Annotated in this window: 1 protein-coding gene; it reads left to right on the plus strand. The window is 49.8% G+C overall.

The features are described 5' to 3' along the window. Positions 1 to 101: 101 nt before the first annotated feature. Complete coding sequence (locus Pcarn_RS04795) at positions 102 to 24,320, plus strand: LEPR-XLL domain-containing protein (RefSeq protein WP_261835248.1); 24,219 nt, start codon at positions 102 to 104, stop codon at positions 24,318 to 24,320. The last annotated feature ends 113 nt before the right edge of the window (positions 24,321 to 24,433 follow it).

Raw genomic sequence — 24,433 nt, forward strand, 5'->3', positions numbered from 1 at the left:
GCACAGCCGAGTTGGCTGTGCGTTTTGCTTTTTAGTGGCCTAAAAAACCACAGGGAGTGTAGGGTTATCTGGTGCCGCAGAGCCCTAGGAAGGTTAGAGTTATGGATATACAACAGGGCGCTGCGAAAGCATCGAAAAATATGGCTGAGAAGCCTCGTCTATCAAATCTGATGACGGGCATCAATCAAGCCATCAAATCTTCGCGTTGGGCACTCAGCCCGGCGCAAAACAACACCTTCGCCATCGAGCAGTTAGAGCCAAGATTGCTCTTATCTGCCGACCCGCTTGCGGCTCTGGTGGCGGACAGCAATGATGTAACCCTGCAGGTGGTTGAGAAGGCTCCTAACGAGCAGTATATCCAGCTAATAGATAACAACGACAGTAGTGTTTTGGGCGAGCGCGAGATTGAGAGTATCGGCGCAGCCTCGGTTATCACCGTTACCGGCACAGACGGCGATGACACCTTTACCGTAGACCAATCCTTCCTAGACCTTGGCGAGCAAAACTTCATCGTTCAATTTGATGGTGGAGAAGGCTCAGATACCGTAGCCGTTGGCTCGGATGTAACCACCAGTAACTGGCAAATCAATGGCGATAACGAGGGTAACCTAGGTGATAACGGCACGGTTGAATTCCTGAATACTGAAGCTATTGAGGCAACACAAAGCGACGACTCTATTCATGTGCTGGCGGCTATCAACAGCAGCTATAACTGGGAAATCACTGGTGAGGGCGAGGGTAATCTTTCGACCTTAGAAAACCTCAATGATGGTGGTCTGTTGGATTCGGTGAGTGCTACCAGTATTACCTTCAAGGGTTTTGATGAGCTTGGCGGTAGTGGCAGTGACTATCTCGATTACAGCCAATACAGCGAAGGGATAAGCGTTGACCTAGAAAACGAAGCAGTGACGGGCTTTGACAGCGTTACAGGCATGGCAACCGTGATTGGCTCTGATTATGCCGATACCTTTATCGGTGATACTAACCACAACCTGTTTGTAGTGGGTTTTGGTGACAGTGTCGATGGCTTTGGCGGCTTTGATACCGTGCTATTTAAAGAATCCGGAGCAGGTGGCGTAGACATAAAGCTAGCGGTGGATTCAGACAATGACGACATCGACTATGTGTATCAGGGTGGTAGTTGGGACGGCTCCACTTTCACCGAGACTCAAGATCAGACCGTAACCATAGTGGATGTTGCTCTTTTAGCTGCCGAGGGCGGCAGTGGCGATAACTACTTTGACTTTTCTGCCTCCGAGTTAGATGTGCACCTGATTGGTGGTGACGGCGCGGATGAGTTAATCGGTGGTATTGGCGATGACGTATTCATTGGTGGTGCAGGCAGTGATTCTATCGACGGCGGTGACGGTAGTGATGAAGTGATCGCGGTAAGAGCCGCAGACTTCGTCATGGACGGCAATGCCATCAAGGTTAACGATGATGAAACCGACACACTAACCAATATGGAGGTCGTGTATCTCAAGGCGCAGGCCAATGAAGATGATGTGGATGGCTATACCCTAGATGCAAGTCTTGCTGGTGATTACGATATCACCCTTGAGGGTAGTGAGCTGGATGATGTTATTACCGCGTCTGATTATGGTGACACCTTAATCGGTCTAGGCGGCGCTGATACCATTACCGCAGGTGATGGTGTTGATACCCTACAAGAGAGCTTCGAAGGTCGAGCGCGCATCGCAGTTAATGGCATTAACTACGACCTGAACCTGTCTCAAGGGCTAAACGAAGTCGTTAATATCTCCCTTCCTGATGTCACCAGCGGCTCTGGCTATACCATCACCTTTAATATCAATAGCGAAGATTTCGTTACCGAAGAGTTGGCTTGGGATGCGAGTGCGCGCGATATCTCTCGAGCGTTTGAACAAACCCTAGATCTAAATTACGGCCAGCTTATCGTAACCGCAACCGATGATGGTTGGGATGTAGAGTTCGCCGGTCTTTACTCCGGTCAGCCTGTGATTGACCTCATCTCCGCTAGCAATGGTGCGAGTGCGCTTCTTTCTCAAGCGGGCACAGAAGTGCTGGATAGCTTGGTGGGCTTTGATGACAGTGATTACCTTGATCTAGAAGGCGGCGTCGGCGCTGACGATGTCGACCTATCAGCCTTTGCCGGCAACAGTAAGATCTCTACCCTGCAAGGCAGTGATAGCATCAAGGGTGCACAGGGCATCAATATTATTGATGCGGGTGCGGGCGATGATTTTATTTATGTATCCGGTGAAACCAACGACATCATAGTGGGCGGTGAGGGTGAAGATACCCTGATTGCTGATATGAGCGATAATACTGGCGTGGCACACAGCTTCGACCTTGATAACGACGAGCTAGTGACCGACCTTGCCACTATCAACCTGCTCGGTATTGAGAGTGCAGAGCTTATCGGTTCCGATGACGATGATAGCTTCAATGCCACGGACTTTATCGGCCTTTCTGAAACTACCGATATCCAACTTGTAAACGGCTGGGCTGATCTAAGTGAATTCTCGTTACTGTTCACGCTAGATGATGACAGCGCCGTTCTAGAAATAGACACACAAGGAGCGCAAACTCTAGAAGAGCTGATTGCGCTGATTAATATTGCCGATGATCGTGAAACCGGAGCTATGTTTGCTTCGTTTGATCAAAGCTCGGCACAACTGTCTATCTCAGGTATCTCTGCTTTCAGCACTCTAGGCAGCGATACCTCTATCTTGAGCGTACTTGGCCTGGACGGTCAAAGCGTGTCGAACTCTTTGGTTACTGGCGTGAGCATGGGGCTGGTGGCGTCAGTACAGCTTTCTACTCAGCGTGGTAATGGCGGTAGTGACACCTATCTTGGCTCTCAAGGGATCGATCTGTTTGAGATTGACGATGATGATTTCTCTGTAGATGGTAAAGGTGGCTATGACGCCGTAGTTGCTAGCACTACGGCTACCCACACCCAGGTTGATGTCGCAGATAGTAGTCTCACTTGGAAAGGAGACATGCAGACCGACAAGAGCGTTTCCCTAACCGACATTGAGCAAGCACAGATCACCGCAACTACGGATGCAACACTTATTGATGCCTCAAGCGCGACCGTCGATGTGATTCTGGATGCTGCCGACACTAATGCTGAGCTGAAGGGCAGCAGTGGCATTAATGAGTACCGCATTAATGTGGTAGGCCGCTCAGATACTGATATTGTAAATGTGACTGTGTCTGATTCGGCAACCAGTAACGATGTCGTGTTCTATGGTGGCGGCGAAACCTTCAACATAGATAACTTCGATTACGCCAGTATCACAGGTACTAACTACTCGTTTGTGACCGAGACTGGTGGTGACCTGACCATAGACAGCAATATCTCTATTGTTGGGCAATCTATTAAGTTTGAAGCTGGCGGCACTATAACTGTTAAGGCAGATGTGAATACCGATGATGCGGATACCGCAGGCAGTATCGGCTTTTATGCTCGCCATATTGTGGTTGAAGATGGCGTAAGCATCTCTGCCAAAGGTCAGACTCTACAACAGAGCGGTGATATCGACCTGATTGCGACTGATTCACGCAACAAGATCAAGGGCTTAGGCTTCTACAACTATGATAATGTGAGCGCAAGTATCACTATCGGGGCAGCGACTATTGAAGGTCGTGATATCAATATCATTGCCTTTGCTGAGACCAATCCTGATAGCCCAGTCAACTATGGTGGCGACTCGTTAGAGTCTGATGAGCTGAGCATTAAGGACTTTAAGGCTGAGCTTGAAAACTTTGCGCTTTTCTTTGGTTATTCACGTTCTAAAGTCGATACCACTGTTACTATCGATGAGAGTGCGGTGATCAAGGGTGATGATGTGGTCATCGAGTCTCGCTCTATCGCGCGTGTGAAATCTGAACCGCTGGCGATCCTATTCTCGGTAGCGATTGGTTCAATTCGCTCTGATGCCAATGTTGAGATGCACGGCACCGTGATCGCCGAAGGTGATGTGCTTATCTCCTCGAAAGTTGAGAACTATATGAAGGTGGCGGCTGAACCTTGGTACGGCTTTAAGGGCTTTGCCTTCAGTGTCGCAGTAGGCATCCTTGAGAGTGACTCAACCACGCTAGTCTCAGATTCCGCGACCATTATTGGTGAGGGTGATCTTGAAGTATCCGCGTATACCTCAGACTTCACCTATGTGGGTGCGCTAAGTGATGCAGGTGACAAGGGAAAGCTTGCCGCGAGTGTGGCGGTACATATTGAACATGGCGATACCACGGCAACCCTAGCGGGCGATATTATTGTTGCGGGTGATGTCGATGTGAACGCTGAACAGAAACAGGGTCGCGTTGATGGCGTGTGGGGCACTGAGGTTTCAGCTATTGTTGACCGCGTGCCGAGTGTGCTGGATAACTTCAAAGATAAGTACAAACAAAAAGCGGCAGACAAACTTGCTTCGAAAGGTCTGCCTTCGTTTATCACCAAGCGTGTTGCGCCATCAGATCGTCTAAAACCAACCAAATTCACCCTAGGTATCGCATTTGGTTATGCCGACGATACCAACAATGCTAACGCCTATATTGGTCTTGCGGATAAGAGCAGTGATATCCAAGTTGGTGGCTCTTTGGATCAGAATGCTTCGGTTCAAAGCCGACAACTGACTAGCGTGACCTCAGTTTCGAGTACGGTTTCGCAGACTTCGCAACTGGCTGGCTCTACAGGTACTAAGACTGAATTTAACCAAGTCCCGTTTGGTGGCGCGGTATCCGTGATGGTTGCGGATATGGATAACAATGCCAATGCTCTGGTGCAAGGCAATACCAAGCTAGATGTATTAGATAAGCTATCCATAGATTCTGAAACCGAAAATCTAACCGGCCTTATCAGCCCAGACACCACCTTTAAATATGTAAAACCTGATTTTGTTCAGCCGGGTGAAATTGATACTGATTACACGGTAAATCCAGGCGACCTAGTTGGCTTCCATTACAAAGACTACGACTGGAAGCAAACTGAAGCTCAGCAGCCTGATATCGGCATCTTGGGTGCTGTATATAAATATGTGGGTGATGAAACAGAAACCCTGCGTCTTTCAGAAACAGATTTCAGCGACCCATTCAAATGGGAGCTATTGGGTGACAAGGTTACCAGTCTTCCGAGTCAGTTATTGGGCGGCGATAGCGACCTGTATCTTATCGATAATACGGTTAAATCTGAGGCGGCCGGTGCCAAGGTTTCAATCGGCCTTAACTTTAGCTATCTAAACGTTACCCAAAATGCCAATTCCAAAGTACTTGGCACGGTACAGGTTAATCAGAGAACCGCGCTTGAAAACACCTTTGATGAGGTGGCTGACAATGAATATCACGACATAGTCGATACCTTCTTGGGGAGTTTGGTATCAGATGGTCGTGATGTGTCGGTTACCTCAAATACGGTTAACCAACAGGTGGACTATGTTGGTCTACTTACTGCGACTAACTCAAATATCCCAATTCTTAAAACCATCTACGAGAAAGCGGGTCAGTCTGAGGCGTTAAATGGCGCTGGTGTCAGCGTGTATATCAACACGGTCACCCTTAACAGTAATGCCATTATCGAAAATGGTGCACTGGTATATGCCGATGACCTGACTGTGGATGCAGATTCGAATGTATTTGCGATTAATCTAGGTTATTCAGCGGGTTACGGTAAAGGCACCCTAGGCCTATCTGGCCTATTTATTAACAACATCGTTGATAGTAATGCCAATGCTCGTATTGAGTCGGGTGTTGATTTAGATGTAGGCACACGTATTACCAATACTCCAGGTACTGAGCGCCTAACGGTAACTGCAGATAACCGTGTGGACATCATAACCATCGCAGGTGGCGGCGCATCCGGTGGTGCTATCGGTGTGGGTGCGTCTTCTATTGTGAACATCATCGACAAGGTAACCAAGGCAGAGATTGGTACTAAAGATGCCAATACTCGCTCGGGTGATATCGATGTAAATGGTGATGTTAAGGTTAAAGCGAACAGTGATGGCTTTGTTATCGGCTCAGCGATCAGCGCAGCTTGGGCGACCGGTAAGGTCGCGCCATCGGGCGGTGATACACCTAAAACAAATAACAGCGCGTACGGCATTTCTGTATCGGGCGCATTTATCTTTAATATTGCCGACCACACCACCTCGGCCTCTATCTACAACCTAAATAGCCTAAATGCAGATGCACTAACCCTAGATGCAGAAGACCGCTCAGGTGTGTATGCCTTCCCGATTGCTTACTCTAGTTCGGAAGCGCAGAAGTTCGCTTTGGCAGCTGCAGGCATCGGTCTACGTAACGATGTAGATGTGGATATCGATGCGGGTATCTCAGGCGTGAATAGCCTAGACCTGAATAGCCTATCTATTACAGCACTTAATAATACTACAGTAGTGACAGCGTCGGTTTCGGCTGCCCTTTCTGGGGTGGGTGACACTCCATCGGGCTCTGGCAGCACGAGTATTGCGCTGACCGGCAACGTATCAGTAAATAACGTCGACAACGATGTGGATGCCTTCCTATCGGATATCGGCACTGGCTCTATTACCGGTATGGATTCAGAGAACTTTGCTGTAGATATTGAAGCCAAAGACACCTCTAAGATCTACGCCATTGCCCTTGGCGTTGCGTATGCTGGTAGCGGCACCGTTGGCGTTACCTATGCAGAGAACAATATTGAGAGCGATATTGATGCGGTTATCAGTAATGCAGATATCGATATCGCAACAGGCAAGGTTCGTCATCAAGCGAACAGTGATGCCAACATCCTTTCAGTTGCTATAGGTGCAGGTGTCAGTAAAACCACCTCACCAAACTTTGATACCTCTGTAGGTCTGTCTGTTGCAGCGGCAGTGAGCTACAACAATGTGCGCATGAATACTCGATCTAAGGTAATCGACAGCACAATCACATTGCCGAGCCATGACCTAGACACGGCTCGCATGGATGTTAAGGCCCATAACGAGAGCGATATTATCGCTGTAGTTGTGGCGCCATCTATCGGCCTGCAAAGCGGCAGTAACACCACAATCACCCTATCTGGTAGTGGTGCATCGGTTAGCAATGAGGTTTATGGCGATACTATCGCTCAGATTGATGGTAGCACTATCGACCAAGCAACCACGGTAAATGCTAAGTCGGATGCCGACAATGGCGTATTCGTTAAAGCGGATGCGGACGGCGATATTTCCGCGACTGTGGTATCAGCAAGCATAGCTTGGGCAGGTGCAACGTCAGGTACTGGGGTATCTGGTGGTATAGGTGTTTCTCTAGCGGAGAACTACATCGGTGATGACAACGGTACTGCGAATGCAATCAGCGCGATTATTACCGATTCAAGCATCGACATCAGTGGTGATGTGGACACCTATGCAGAGAGCAAGCAAGAGATCACTGCCAATGTGATTGCAGCCTCTGTGGCTATCGGCACCTCAACCGATGGTGTTGCTGTGGGTCTAAGCGGTGTTGGCTCTGATGCGAAAAACTCCATCATGATAGACACCACCTCTGGCATTACAGCAGTGGAAGCTAATCATGTGGTTAAGGCCGACAACATCTCGGTTGAGGCTAAGGATACAAGCTCTATCACCAGTGCGGTGGTGGGTGCGTCTATTGCGGGTACCTTCTCAGCATCAAGCGGCTCAGTAGCTCTAAGTATCGGTGTGGCTCTGGCAGAGAATGATATCGATAACGATACGGTAGCTCTGATTGATAACGTGGACATTGGCGCTTCCGATGACAGAGCGGGCGATGTCAGCGTTATTGCAACGACCAACGCGACAATTACCGCAACCTCGGTGGCGACCTCGTTCGCTCTAGGTTGGGGAGCAGGTAGCATCACGGTAAGTGGCGCGGGCGCAAATGCGGTTAACTCAATCACAGGCGAGACCAAAGCCTCCATTGCAAACAGTCAGGCTTATAGTTCAGGTAACGTTACAGTTACGGCGACCAACACCTCTAAGGTAAATGCTGAGGTGGCGGCAGTTTCTATTGCCGGTGCAGGTGGTACAGATGGCGGTCTTGGTGTTTCAATTGGTGGCGCTGAGACTGAAAACAATATCGGTACCTCGGGTAACCGTTTAGGCGTTACTGCGAGCGTGATTGATTCAGGTATCGATACTACGGGCGATATCTCAGTTACCTCAACCGCTGATCTGGATATCGATGCGGGCGTTGGCGCAGGCTCTGCAGCTATCGCAGCCGCGGGCAGTGGTGTAGGTATTGCCGCTTCAGGTAGCGGTGCTGGTGGCTACAACGAAATCTATTCAAACGTTGATGCCTATATCGACAACAGCTCAAATCAAACCATTAAAGGCTCTTCCCTAACCCTAAGTGCAAGCAATATCTCGGATATCGATGCGGATGTGGGCGCGGCTACTATAGCAGCAGGCTTTGGGAGTGGCGGCGCAGCGGCTATTACAGTTGGTGTGGCTCTGGCGCGAAACGATGTTGATAACAATACTCGTGCGTATGTGGCGGGTGCAGCTGTTGAGCTTGGTAGTGGTGCGCTAGAAATCGATGCCTCTACCGACAATACAATTAATTCTCTATCTGTTGCGGCCTCCCTTGGGGTTGCCTTTGGTAGTGGTGGTGGTATCGCGGTAAGCGGTGCTGGCGCTAACTCAATGAACAGTATCGGTGGTGATACCCTAGCGTATCTTGATGGCGCAGATGTTGAGAGTGCAGGTAACGTAAGTGTTGATGCAGAGAATATCTCGGACATCACTGCTAGGGTTGCATCAGTATCTGTATCTGGTGGCGGCGGTTCAGGTGGCGGTGTTGGTGTTTCTATCGGTGCGTCAGTGTCTGAGAACGAAATCGGTACCTCGGGCGATAGCCTTCGCGTTGCTTCTTATATCCAAGACTCAACCGTTGAAGCGACGGGCGACCTTACTTTAAATGCTAACGGTCAGATGACCATCTTCGCTGGCGTGGGTGCTGGCGGTATGGCAGTTGCGGGCGGTGCCGGTGGCGGTCTAGCGGGTGCAGGCTCTGGCGTGGTAACCACCAACGACGTATACGCACTAATTGAAAGCTATATCGACAACTCAAACGACAGCGCGGCTATTATAGATGCGGCGAGCATCTCGATTACCGCGACCAGTCAATCAACCATTGAAGCTGAGCTTGGCTCTGCTTCTCTTGGTATCGCAGGCGGCGCAGGTGGCGGTGGTACGCTAACTATCGGTCTGTCTATTGCAGAAAATACCGTTGAGGTTGATACCTCGGCCTACATCAAGGGTGCGAATCAGGTTGATAGTGCTGGCGCTATTAGCGTATCGGCGACAGCAACCAATGACATTGATGCAACCTCAGTAGCGGCAACCGCTTCGTTTGCAGCGGGTGCCGGTGGCGGTGTTGCAATCAGTGGCGCGGGTGCTGAAGCAGTTAACAGCATCTCAGGTGTTACTCAGTCTTATATTGAAAGCTCTCAGATTGACAGTGCGAGTAAGGTAGATGTTACGGCATCGGATACCTCAGATATCGATGCGACTGTGGTAGCGGTTGCAGTGTCTGGCGCAGGCGGTGCTGGCGGTGGTATCGGTGTGGCTATCGGTGCTGCACTTGCGACCAACAATATTGGTACTAGCAGTAATCGTCAGGCGGTTCGTGCCTATGTTAAGAACAGCGGTATTACCTCAACTGGCGCGCTTAACCTAGATGCCGATGGCAATATGACCGTCTTCTCTGGCGTAGGCGCTGGTAGCATGGCGGTATCGGGCGGCGCTGGTGGCGGTCTATCTGGTGCGGGTGCTGGCGTTAGTACTATCAATAAGATTTATGCAGACGTTGAAGCTTATATCGACAACAGCTCGGCTTCGAACAAGGTTATCGATACTGGTAGCGTAACGGTTGATGCGGACAATACTACGTCAATCACTGCGGAAGCGGGCGCGGCATCACTTGCCGCCGCATTTGGTGCTGGTGGCGGTGCGTCACTAAGTATCGGCGTCGCATTGGCCCGCAATACGGTGGATGCCAATACCTTTGCGTATATTACCGATGTGGGTGAGCTAAATAGCGGAGACATCAGTGTTACCGCAACCACAGACAACACTATTAAGGCAACCTCTGTGGCGGCTTCTATTGCAGCCTCTGGCGGTGTCGGTGGTGGTGTGTCTATCAGTGGTGCAGGTGCAGAGACCTCAAATTATATCTATGGCGAAACCCAAGCCTATATCGCTAACAGTACCCTAGGTGCTTCAAATGACAAAGTGGGCGCGGTTGATGTTAAAGCTGACAATACTTCGAAGATTGAAGCGACCGTGGCTGCAGTATCGGCTGCAGGCGCGGGCGGTGCCGGCGGTGGTATCGGTGTGTCTCTGGGTGGCTCGGTAGCGGTTAATGAGATCGGTGAAGATAGCGATCGCGTTGTGGTTAAGAGCTATATCGACAACAGCCAAGTACATACTTCGGGTGCTCTGGAAGTAGATTCAACCCTTGATATGACCATAGATGCGGGCGTCGGAGCAGGCAGTGCTGCCGTTGTGGCCGGGGCTGCGGGTATCGCTGTATCCGGCGCTGCGGTAAGGGTAGAAAACTATGCCTATGCAGATGTAGATAGTTATATCGAAGACAGCTCTCAAGTTACCGCCTCTGATATTTCAGTCACCTCTTCAAGCGAGTCGGATATCGACGCGACTGCAGCAACAGCAACCATGGCAGCCTCGTTTGCCGGTGGTGTATCTGTCTCTATTGGCGCGACACGCGTTATCAATACCGTGGACATTGACCTTAACAGTGATGTTCGCAACTCGACGCTGGATACTTCAGGTGACTTTACTCTAACCGCGAGCTCTACCGATGATGTTTACACCATGGGTGTTGCGACCTCAGTTTCTCTGGGCCTCGGCTTCTCCGGCGCAGGTGTGTTCGTTGAGAGTGAGGTGATTGGCGATATTGGCGTTAGCATGGTGGACTCGGATATCGAGGCCGCAGGTGATGGTTCGGTTAAGGCCCTTGCGAGTGCGAAGCAAAAATCTGAAGCCTACGGTATCTCGGGAGGCTTTATCTCGGCAGGTGTAGTATTTGCCGATAGCGATACTGACGTCGATACATTCGTGACCATGTCTGCTACCGATTATGTGGGTGGCGACCTAACCATGGTGGCGAAAGCGACCGAAGACAACTACGTGCTAGCGGTTGCAGGTAGTGGCGGCGTATTGGCTGGCGCAGGTGTGGCGGCTGAGACCAACTCTACCAGTACCACTAAGGTTTCCATAGACGACGAATCCAGCATTACCTTGGGTGAGAACTCGGGCGATGGCGTACTGGATGTGAAAGCAGAACACATCACTCGCTTTGATGCGCGTGTTGTTGCTGCGTCAGGTGGTTTGCTATCTGGTTCGGGTGCAGAGATCAATCATGATATCACAGCCGATGTAGACGTTATCCTAGGTGATGGGTCAAGCAATAGTGACTATCTAGAAATCAGCGCATCTGATATCAATGTGGATGCTATTAACCGAGCGCAGAAAGACCAAGACGGCCGAATTGATGTTGTGGCTGTGGGTCTTGCCAGTGCCGCAGGTGCTGACAGTATCACCACCCTAGATATGGCGACCACCATCGATGTGGGTGATGATGCTGAACTCATCTCATGGGGTCTAGGTGATACAGACGGTATTGCCCTTAATTCCCTGAACGATCTTGATATAACCGAGAAGGTGATTCTAAACGCTTCTGGTGCACTGGCAGGTACTGGCGCGACCATGAAGATAAAAGATGACGAGCTGCTGGCTAAGGTGCGAGTGGGTAAGAACGCGGTCTTGGTCTCTGAAGGTGACATCCAGATTGCTTCTCGTGGTCAGGGTGAGGTTGTAGGTACCGTTGAGGCTGACTCTAGCGGTGCAATCTCTGTGTCTGTGACCAATGCCAACGTTAATATCACGCCGGTAAATACCGTACTTATCGACCAGGGTGCAGATCTAACCACCTATGGCGATATGAATATCTCGGCCGGTACCGACACCGACTTTAACCGAGATGACTATAAGATCCACTCTCTGATTGATAGCTTCTCGGATAGTGTGATTCCTATTGATGATGCGGGTGCGTCCGCCACCCTGTCACAGACCAACAATATTACTATTGCCTCTGGCTCGCACGTTAAGACAGCACGTCAGATGAACCTGCATGCCGAGCGATTTGGCTTTGCCGATATGGATGCTCAAACCAAGACAGTGAACTGGGCATCGGCACTGGGCGGCACGGCTGAACTTGGCGGTGACGTGACTATCGGCACCACAGGTACGGTAAGTAATGCTGGTACCCTAGAAACGGGTATTCGCCGTAATCAATCTATCGAGTTTGTTAGCTTAAATGACGACGGTAGCGTGGATGAGGTGAACAAGACCGATGGTATTAGCTTCTCTACCTCTATCGAGGCGCTAAGCTCAAGCCTGTTCGACGACCTAGAATACGCCGAAGAGCAGCTCTCTATCTTTAATGACGGTAAATCTTCCGATTCTGAGATTGAGGCTTTTTATAAGTCAGAAATTAATCGTTTGCGCGAACTTATGGTTGAGAAAGGCCTGATGGATGTGGATGGTGACGGCGAGTACTACGCGATTACCTTAAACATCCCGGTAATTACCGTTAACGACATTCACGCAGAGGCGGGTCGTATCGATATCCGCTCTGGCGATTATGAAGATACCGGTACGGTACTTTCTCCTGGTGATGCGTCAGTAACTATCTTGAACCACACCTTGGCATCATTAGTGGTGAATGACATAACCATTCCGCAAGAGAATGGTGGCGTATTCCTAAATGGTGAGCGTCAAGATGTGGGCAGTGAGAATGACCCAGTTATCTCTATCATTAACGACGTTGACCTAGACCTTGCTCTGATTGAGCTAAACGACAGGGTAGATACTGCAGATAACAACTCTGTTCTTACTTGGCCGTCTATTACCCTAAGAGGGGACATCGCAAACCGAAGCGGTAAGCTTGAGCTCAAGAGCTTGAGTGGCGAGGGTTCAAGCGCCCTAGGTAAGGGTGATATCAACATCTATGGTGACATCGATGTGAAAGATCAGGTGGTGATGACAGGCGGTTCGACCGTGATTAGTTTGCCGCCGGGCTCGACTTATTCTGTTGATGGCTCTGAGTACGCGAAATGGAATGCCGAGATTGGTAACAATGGTCTAGAGCAGGCGAATGCACTTGAGATCTTCAATCTGGTTAATCGTCAGATTACCGGTCCTAGCATTTACGCGGACAATATCTCGATCACTGCTGAATACATCAACATCAACGGTAAGATCCAAAGTGGTAAAGAGAGCTTCACCCTAAACATCACCCAAGATATGGAAGACACCATAGACGAGCTTCGTGCTGACGGTGCGACCGGTCTTGTACGTCTGGATGTGGGCAGTGAGGACTTCTCAGTATTCTACGATGCGACCAATGACCAGATCGTGGTTGGCGATATGCGCGTGAGCGGCGGCTATATCGAGCTTGAGGGTCATATTCTTAACACCAACACCAATTCAGAAATTGAACTTCTTGGTGGCTACGCCGAGATTGATGTGATTAACAACACCGACCTTGATGTGAAGATCATGGGTCTGGATGCCTCGCAGCGCGGTAAAGGTACTCTGATTATTCGCGACAAGGCGAAAGGAACCTCAGATAACCCTGTAGAGACTATCTACACCAAGGATGCGAGTGGCGTGACTGTCACTACTAATGGTGTGGCGACAACGGGTTCTGATGATATGACCTATGACCCTAGAGAGGGCTGGCGTTATTCCTGGACCATGGGTCAAGAGACCTTTGAGCGTCGCTATACCACAGAGGGTACATCGTCTTGGCTGGGTATTGATGCCTTTGCTAAAGATCCGAAAGATGTCTCCTTTGATGGCGAGCCAGAGGTAGTAGGTACTCCAACACTGCGTGGTGAGGGGGCTTATTTTGAATTCGATGAAGGTGGTGAAACCTATATCTTTAGTGAGCTAGATGAGCCAATTGAACTCGAAAATGAAACTTCATTGGTTCGCAAGTGGACTGAGAGTACTTGGTGGGGTAAGAAAACTTACTACGCTAAGTTTGTAGAAGAGAGCAAGGTTCGCTACGAGTCGACCCACTCTATCCGCGCCGATTATGGTGTAGCTATCACCTTCACTGGTCTTGAAGCAGGTTCTATCGATATCACCTCGGAAAACGGTGGTAGCGTGATTGTTCAAGGTGCCATCAGCAATACCGAGGGTACCACTACCATCACTACAGACGCGGATATCATTACTAAGTCGACAGGTAGTGTCGGCGGTATGGACATCGTACTAGACGCTAAGCGCATCGGTGGTGAGGTTCAAACCAATGTAGATGGCAGTATTGAGGCTGCTAGCAACGCACTACGTGTGAATCTAACCAACAATGGCGGTGGTGGCATTACCGCTAGCACCAACGGCGGCCGTATCAACATCGTTGAGACAGATGGTCCACTAGTGGTGAAAAATATTACCTCTGCAACCAGTCGTCAGCTTAGCAATGACACTGGTGGCAAGGTTTACTTATCTGCGGTGGGTGGTGTTGAAGCTGAGTCTGGAACCGCAGGCGTTGTACGTGGCGGCCAGATCTACATTAACTCTGAAGCGCATGTGGGCAGTAATTCACAAGCACTGGCTATCGACAGTGGCGTGAAGAATACCGACTCAGTGACCGTATTGGCGGTTAACGATATCTACCTAAGCGAAACCGATGGTGACTTCCTAGTTAAAGAGATCACCTCAACCTCTGGTGATGTAACAGTTACTGCATCGAAGGGCTCGCTCATTGATGCTAATAACTCAACGGCTCGAGATGAACGTACCTATGAGGACCTAAGCACAGGCCTTTGGGAGAACCTTGGCCTTATCGGTGGCAGTGATGCCGCTAACGCTAAGATTCAGAATGTTATCGATGCCTATGTGAGTGCTCGTGAGATGGAGTACAGCACTTACTGGAACATTCGCAATGGCCAATTTGATGGCACCTATATTGCTGATGAAGAAGTGGGTCTATCGGTAGATGAAGAGGCGTACTACCGTGAGGTATACGAGACTATCGGCACTGAAGATGGCCTGACTGGTAGTGATCTAGATACCTTTGTTGATGATGCTATCCAGACCCTAGTGAATAAGCGCACCGCAGAGTATCACGCGCTACATGCCACCTATGGTGGCGAGGCTTATGATGACGAATACGAATATGTATTGAGTCAGGATGAGACAGATAGCCTAACGGCGAGTGTGCATGTTTGGACCGAAGATGAGCTTACCAACCTTATTAGCGGTAGCCTGCTAAAACCTATCACCAACACCCAAGCAACCATCGAGGATGCCAACATCTCAGCTGGCGGTGATATCACTATCGTTACGCAAGATGATATCGGTAGCGCAGTGGGCTCAGTTGAAATAGACCTTGATGGTGATTACTCAGATGATGAGCGTGTGCAGCTTGCTGCTGCTGAACGTAACGATGTTTACTTCTTGTTTACTGAGCGCACTCAAAACGTGGTTGTGGATGTGGTTGAGTCAGACAGTGGCGACCAATTAGTTCGTTCATCAGGCAACTGGGTAAGCGATGGCTTTGTGGCTGGTATGCAAATTCGAATTGCCGGCGACAGTGCGAACGCAAATGACGAAGGCAGTTTCTATGAGATTGCTTCGGTTACCTCGGACACCCTAACCCTAACCTCGACGGCTCTGTCTGTTGAATTTGCAGTAAGCATGGATGTGGCGGCTATCAGCAGCACGCCTTATCTGACTACCTTGGTGAATACCGACGGTGATACTTGGGCAAGCCTTGGTCTGGTGCAAGATGGCTTTGTGTCCTTGGGTAGCGAGGTGTATCAAATCAGTCGCGTTGCTGGTCTGGTCATGGACCTTGAAGAGGTCGACCCTAGCATTGCAAGCGATGTAACTGCTTTGGATTCTAACGACTACCGCACAGCGAGTGTGACTAAAGTGGTTATCGACCAGCGCGAAGATATCGATGTGCTGGTTACCGGTTCAATTAGCGCAACGGCTACGGGTAACGTTTATCTTGGCTCTGAACAATCGATGCAGATTGATTCAGTATCTGGCGATAACGTGCGCATCAAGTCGAAGCAGGATCTAACCGATGGCACTGGAAACAGTGCGTCAGTAACCGCTGGCTCTACCTTGATCCTTGAGGCAGGCTCTGGCGCTATCGGCAGCGCAAGTAATCGCTTCAACATTGACCTAGCAACGGATGCAACCCTAACTGCTCGTGCAGAGGGCGACATCTTTATTACCGAGATTAACTCTGACATCAATGTTGCGACCATCTTCTCAAGTGGCGGAACCGTTGACCTGCTAGCTGTGAACGGCTCTATTGTCGATAGCTTTGATCATGACTATGAGAACATCCGCGCCGTTGATGTAGTGCTAACCGCAAACTCAGGCGGCATCGGTACTATTGGTAACCTTCTAGATATCAATCTAACCGGTGGTCTGCTAACCGTTAATGCTCAAAATGATATCCGCGTGAACGAGACTGAGGGCAACCTAGATGTTGACCATGTGGAATCAGCGCAGGGCGATGTTGAGCTAGCCGCGCATCTGGCTATTCTAGATGGCGTTGCTGACGACCCAAGTGAGCTTGCGGATATTGTGGGTGCAAGCATCTCGCTAACCTCACGCTTGGATACCGTAGGTCAGGTAGGTAATGATATCGAGGTGGATTCGGGCTCGACCGAGGGTGAGAATCTAACCGTATCTAGCTTTAACAATACACACCTTACCGAAACTGTCGGTGACCTGTATCTAAACACTATTCAAACCGGCGCGGCGGCAATTGCCTTTATTGCAGCTCCTGCAGGTCGAATCCTGAATGATAGCGCCAGTGGCGACAATATTATCTCAGGTAAAACCTATCTGTTTGCTTCTTTAGATATTGGTAGCAGCGATAAGGCACTGGCGACTCAGGTAGGTAATATCCAAGGGCAATCCACTACGGGTAGTACCTATATTGAGAATACAGGTGCTCTGAACGTGGGTGGTGTAGTCGACGGTATTTCTAGCGGCTTTGAGGCTGGTGGTGAAATCAATTTGGTTACACAGAGCCCGATGACTGTCGACCAAAACATGATTGCCAATGGCAACATCAATCTTAAGTCGAAGGATGATTCGGCTAGCGATGACATTACTATAGCGTCGGGAGTTACCCTTGAGAGCAAAGCTAGTATCAATATCAATTCTGGTGATGGCTTTACTCTAGAGTCCGGCGCAACGCTGGATGCAGATAAGGACGTCAATATCCAGATAGATTCGGGTAAAACTGGCGACCAAGACGCAGTCGGCGCAACCCTAGATATACAAGGCAGTATCCTAGCTGGCGATGATATCAATCTAAACGGTAATACTGACGACGATAGTTTTGTACTGCAAGGCTCGCTAGATGCAACCAACATCAATATCGATGCAGGTGAGGGTAACGATCAGCTACTTCTCGATGCACAGAGCCTAATCGGTGATACCTATGTGAGCATGGGCGCTGGAGATGATGAGATCACAGTGAATCAGCTTCACACAAGAGCAGACAAGCTAGTACTTGATGGTGAAGGTGGCACAGATAGCTACATCATCAATCGCACTGGTAGCGATGCCGATTACATTATCGATATTGAAGACTCAGGTGCAGGCAATGACGGCGCCGATGTGGTTAGCCTAAATGGTCTAGTAAGCGATGATACCTTCCTGATCCGCGCTAACTTTGTAGCAGCACTGCATGATGACGGTAATGGTGGCTATGGCAATACCGTTGAGCGTATTAACTACGATGGCAACATTAATGCACGCTTTATCATCAATGGTCTAGAGGGCGAAGATAGCTTCTACAGTGATGATACCGGCACCATCTTTACCCTAGATGGCGGTGCAGACAATGATACCTTCCAAGTAGGTCAACTATTCGGTAGTGACCGAGTAGGTCCATTTGTGGCTGACGGTGATGAAATTGAGACTACAGAAACCACATTGGGTTTCTTGAGTAATGGTAACAGCTTGCCGATGGTGATCTACGGTGGTGACGGTGAAGATAGCATCAAGGTTTACTCGAACAAAGCAGTGACCAAGCTTTATGGTGAAGCGGGCGATGATAGCTTTGTGGTTCGTGCCTTCTTGCTGGCTGACAGCGGTCTAACCAACAACAGCGTAGATGTAGAGCTGTTTGGTGGTGAAGGTGCCGATACCATCGAATACAGTATCAATGCCGCACTTAAGATCGATGGCGGTGCTGGTAGCGACAAGGTAGTGGTTCTTGGTACCGAGGGTGATGATAACTTTATGATCACCGAAGACGGCATCTTTGGTGCAGGTCTAAACATCGGTTATCAAGGCATTGAGTTTGCGGAAGTTGACGGCCTTGAGGGTGACGATACCTTCTATGTACTAAGCACTAATGCCGATGTAGAAACTACCATTATCGGCGGTCTGGGCGCTGACGTATTTAACGTCGCTAGCGATGTGACTAAGCCTATTGTTTCTTACTCTGTTGAAGGTCGCAGTAGCTTCATCAACCATAGCGTGTTCAGTGACGATGAGGCCTATAACGGCATCTTTGTTGACGGTGTCTCTCTGAATGTGGCTAGCCAAGAGAACGGCGCGGTAGCTATCGATACTCAATCGCTAACGGTTGACGAAGATGGCATGACAGATAGCTATGAACTGTCTCTAAGCGTTGATGAACCAAATGTGGCGACTGTGGCTTATGTGACGGTTTCGGCGGCGCGCGCTTCAAGCAGCGACAAAGACAACACTAATGGTCAGGCAGCCAGCATTCTGGTTTCCACCGATAACATCAACTTCTATGAGTCACTGGTCGTGACCTATGAGTCCGGCTCCAACTGGCAAGACACAACCCAGATCTATGTGAAGGCTATCGATGATAGCGCCATGGAAGGGGTGCGTGACTATGTGATCAGCCATAGCGTAAGCAGTGATAACCCTGACTTTGACGGTCTGGATATCGCGAACGTAGAGGTGAACGTATTCGACAATGACCAAGCGGATATTATCGTGCTTCCTCAGGGTGGTGATCAGCTTACTGAAGGCGGCGTTAGCGCTACATTTGATGTACGACTTGCAACTCAGCCAGAGGTCGGTGAAACCGTAACTGTCTCCATTGCTGAGATGCTAGGTGCTGGCGGTTCTGCGCAACTGGAGTTCAGCACAGATGAGCTGACCTTTGACCACACCAACTGGGATCAGGTTAAGACCTTTAGTGTGAATGCTCTGGATGACCTAGATGTAGAGAACCTATATCAAGGCAGCGTCAAGCTAACTGCAAGCAGTGATGTCGATGATTCTGATTACAACCAAGTGGATGATGCAGAGCAGATCCTGTTTGTAACCGACAATGATAGCGGCGCGGTTATCGTGACTCAAACTGATGGCTCGACCCTAGTTAGTCAAGCTCAGGATGACGACTACAGCCTAGTGCTAAGCAAAGCGCCTACGGCTCCGGTAACAGTGAATCTATTGAACGATGGTCAGACGCTGTTTAGCAGTGAAGACCCACGCTTCAATGCCGATGACAATACGGTGACCTTTGATTCTACCAACTGGGATCAACCTATCACCATCACTCTATCTGTGAACGAGGATTATCAAGAGCAAGAGGCTCAACCGGTTCAAAATCCACCACTTCAGCCACATACCCTAACTGGTATTCAAGGCAAGCTGATCATTGAGGGCGGTGTACCTCAAGGTAAGGCGCGCGCATTGAGCGTTGCGGTGATGCTACCAAGCGAAACCGATACTGAGCTTCCGGTTAAGAACATTGAAGTGAGTGAGGTTCTTCAGACTGACGTGCTAAACGTGTTTAACGATGGCAGTCAGGAGAACGACAGCGGTGTGCTTAGCGATACCAGCCTAACAGGTCTTGGTATGGGCGAGGGCATCGAATACAAAGACCTAGAGGTGGTTGAGCTATTTCTAGGCCAGGGTGATGACAATGTCGTGGTAACCGATACCGCTGCGGATGTGATTACCGTGGTGCACGGCGGTGGTGGTAGCGATAGCCTAAGCGTGACCGGCAGTGATGCCGATGGTGTGCTTATCCTATTCGGTGACACCGGCCAAAATGGTTTTGCCTATAACGCGACCTCTGATGAGAAAACCGATAAGGCTCGCGAGTTTAATAACCCTGGAGCAGATATTATCAATGCTGCGGGTGCGGGCGGCTCGGTAACCATCTTCGGTGGCCAAGGCAATGATGTGATTACTGGCAGTGAATATGGCGACCATATCGCAGGTGGTTCTGGTAATGACTTTATTGCAGGCCTTGGCGGTGATGACCATATCTATGGTGACGCAGGCTTTAATGTAGACGTAAGCACGCGTCTGGATTTGAGCACTCAGATCCTAACCGTGGTGAACATTGCAGATGCTGTAAACGACAACCTAGAAACCTCAGCCCCTCTAACCGTTGGTAGTGATACCATCAATGCTGGCAGTGGCGATGATGTCGTGATTGCCGACAAGGGTGTGATTAACCAACTAGATGGCGTTAACCGTATCCTTTCTACCTCACTAAGTGATGTAACAGAGGTGAGCAACGTCGGCTTTACCAATGGCGGTGGTGACACCATCACAGGCAGCGCCGGTAACGATATCCTGCTTGGTGGCCAAGCATCGGATTCAATCTATGGTGGTAATGGTCCTGAGGGAGCTGATATTGCAGGTAATGATAGCGATATCATCCTTGGTGATATGGGTAATATCCTGATTGATACAGGCGTGGTTACCCTGATTGCTACCTCGGATACTAACACTGGTAGCAACGACGTAATCCATGGTGATGAAGGTGACGACATTATCCTAGCGGGGGCTGGTAGCGATTACGTCGAGTCGGGTTCGGGCAATGATTGGGTGTTGGGAGACTTTGGTGAAGTAGACCTAAGAAACAATGCGATTGCACTGAAAACTGAACAAGGCAATAGCAATGCCTCTGGCAATGACGAGATTCACCTTGGTTCTGGCAACGATAGTGTGCTTGGTGGTCTTGGTAGCGACACCATTACCTCTGATTCAGGCAACACCCATGTTATTGCGGACAATGGTGAGTTGAATTACCTAGGTGCGTGGAACGACAGCTCTGTCCTTGCAAGCGCGTTAAGCAATGATATCAACCTTGGTGGTGATGATGATGTCACCCTTGGACTTGGTGACAACATTGTCATTGCTGGCTTTGGCTCTGATGAGGTAAGCACCAATAACGGCAATGATAGCGTTATCGGTGATAACGGTCAGATTAACCTCGTAGATGGTGTTATCCGCACTATGCAAAGCACGGATGCAGATCGCTCTACTGCAGCGGCCGATACTATCCATCTGGGTGCGGGTGCAGACCGTGTGATTGCAGGTCTAGATACCTTTACCGAAGAGCTTACCGAAACCGTCAACGGCATCGAGCTTGTTACCACCATTGAGAATGATGAGATTACCTCAGATTCAGGTAATACCCATGTCATCTCAGACAATGGTGTATTGACTTACAACGCCGATGGCATCTTGGTTAACGCTATGGCGACTGAAACCGACCGAGGCGGTGATGACGAGGTTACCCTGGGTGAGGGTGACAATGTCGTTATCGCGGGTCAAGGTGCAGATACCATAATCACAGCGGGTGGTGGCGATATCATCATGGGTGATAACGGTGAGCTTAACTTCGATGACCAAGGCGTATTCGTTAAGGCTGAGTCGACCGCTATTGACCAAGGTGGCAATGACACCATCAATGCGGGGAACGGCGATAATCGCATTATCGCAGGCTTTGGCTCTGACGAGGTGACTACAGGCTCTGGTAGCGATGTGGTTATTGGTGACAACGGTCAGGTTGACCTAATCGATGGCGTAGTTCGCGTAATCCTGAGCACGGATACCGAGAATGCAACCGCGGGTAGCGATACCATCAAGGTAGGAAGTGGCTTCGACCGAGTGATTGCTGGCCTAGATAGCGACATCGTGACGTCGGATTCTGGCAACAGCCATGTTATCGCTGATAACGGCGTGCTGACATACAACGCAAACGGCATTCTGACTAATGCGAAGTCTACTGAAACTGACCTTGGTGGCAACGATGAAGTGACCCTAGGTGAGGGTGATAACCTGGTTATCGCAGGTATGGCTTCTGATACCGTTAACACGGCGAATGGTGAAGACATTATCCTTAGTGACAATGGTGAGATCAGCTTCGATGCCAATGGCGTACTGATGCAGGTTAAGTCGACCTCACTAGAGCTTGGTGGTGATGACGTTATCAATGCGGGTAATGGCGACAATATCGTAGTCGCGGGCTTTGGTAGCGATGAGGTAACTACGGGCTCTGATAATGATGTCATCATCGGTGACAACGGTCAGATTGACCTTGTGAGTGGCGTGATTCGTTCAATGCAAAGCACTGATAGCGTGGATGCTACCGCGGGCAACGATAACATCAAATCGGGCACTGGCTTTGACCGTATCATCGCAGGTTTAGATAGCGATGTTGTAATGTCTGACTCAGGCGACAGCCATGTGATTGCGGATAACGGTCTGCTTAACTACAACGCTCAAGGCGTGTTGGTCCGTGCTCGCACTACGGAGCAAAATCTAGGTGGCGATGATGAGGTTACTCTAGGTAGTGGCGATAACCTAGTGCTAGGTGGTATGGGTAACGACACCATTACTACCTTCACCGGCGATGATGTTGTAGTGGGTGATAATGGTGAGGTTGTAGTTAGTAATGGCGTTGTGCGTCTTATCCAGAGCAGCGATGCAGATGAGAGTACCACAGGTGACGATACCATTAAGGTAGGTACAGGTTCTGACCGAGTAATTGCGGGTCTTGGTGATGACAGCGTGATGTCTGATTCTGGTGATACCCATGTACTGGCCGATAATGGCTTCCTATCTTACAACGCCGATGGTCATCTGATTCTGGCAACAACCACTCAAGAGGCCCTTGGTGGTGACGATGAAGTAATCCTAGGAGAGGGTGATAACACGGTTATCGGTGGTAACGGCAATGATGTCATTACTACCGCCAACGGTATGGACCACATCATAGGTGACAACGGTCAGATCCAGTATGACAGCGATGGTATTCTGGTTCAGGCGAAGACTACTGCCTTTGATCAAGGCGGGTCGGATACCATCAATGCAGCCAATGGTGAAAACCTAGTGCTAGGTGGTAATTCCGGTGACCAAATCACCACAGGTGATGATAAAGATATCGTTATTGGTGATAACGGCGAGGTCGATTACGTTGACGGTGTACGCCGCTTGATCACAAGCACTGACACCGAAAACGGCACTGGCGGTGACGATGTTATCAGCCTAGGCGCTGGTCAAGACCATGCTATAGCCGGTGTGGGCAATGATGAGGTTCGTAACGCATCGGGTGAGAGCATCATTATTGGTGATGATGGCTTTATCAGTAACGATGCGGAAGGCCGTTACATAGAGGTCTCTACAGGTAATACCGAAATCGGTGGTGATGACCTACTAATCGGTGGTAGCGACAGAGACATCATCTTCGGCGGTTATGGTAGCGATGAAATCTATGGTGGTGCGGGCCACGATATACTGGGTGGTGATGGCTCACTCGTTACGCGTGATGCGGACGGTACCATAGTGTTTGAGGCTATCGATCTGTTCACAGGTGGCAGTGACACCCTTGATGGTGGTGCGGGTGAAGACAGAATGCAGGGCCATTATGGTAATGACTTCTTCTTCGCCAACTTCAGTGAAGACGTATTAGTGGGTGAGTACGGTCGCTTTACCTTTGTTGAGATTGACGATGAGATTGTGCCTGAATCGATCATCTCTCTGGCAAACGGTGAGCTTGACCTTATCCGAGTACTGCAAACTGGCTTGTTCAGTGGCTATGCAGACCAAGTTTATCAAGAGTCTGCGTACCGTGAAGTGGGTCGTGAGCGCGCAGAGGATGAAGCTGAGGCAGAGGTTGAGTTTACTGAAGAAGCCGAGCTCGCCTTTATTGAGCTTGGTGGCATCATGACCTCAACCGGCGCAGGTGGTGCCTCAGCACCATCGGCTCCAACTGCCAATACCGCGCCTCAAGCGCCAGCTCCAGAGCAAGAGCCTGAGGTTGTACCGCAAGAAGCTACAGAGCCAGCAGCGGAGGATGTCGCTCCTGTAGAAGCTACACCTGAAGCAGAAGCGCAGGCTGAGTCTGAGCAAGTTGAACAGCAGACTCAGGAGCTTGTAGCCGAGGCTGAATCCGGTATCAACCTAGACGCTGCGATAGCCAGCGTGGCAGGTGCGGCAAGTTGGATGGTAATGCGCGCCGATACTAAAGGCAGAGGAGCAAGAAAGAACTAGCTTGTTTGTCTAACCCTAAGAGGAGCTGCAGGTAAACCTCAGCTCCTCTAGAGCTAAGCTAGACACATCAGAAATCCAAGACTAAGTTTATCAATAGGTTGCGCTATAGCGCA

The organism is Vibrio ishigakensis, from assembly GCF_024347675.1.
Taxonomy (GTDB): domain Bacteria; phylum Pseudomonadota; class Gammaproteobacteria; order Enterobacterales; family Vibrionaceae; genus Vibrio; species Vibrio ishigakensis.

Coding starts and splice junctions, on each gene's coding strand:
- Pcarn_RS04795 (WP_261835248.1), top strand. CDS start 102: ATGGATATACAACAGGGCGCTGCGAAAGCATCGAAAAATATGGCTGAG.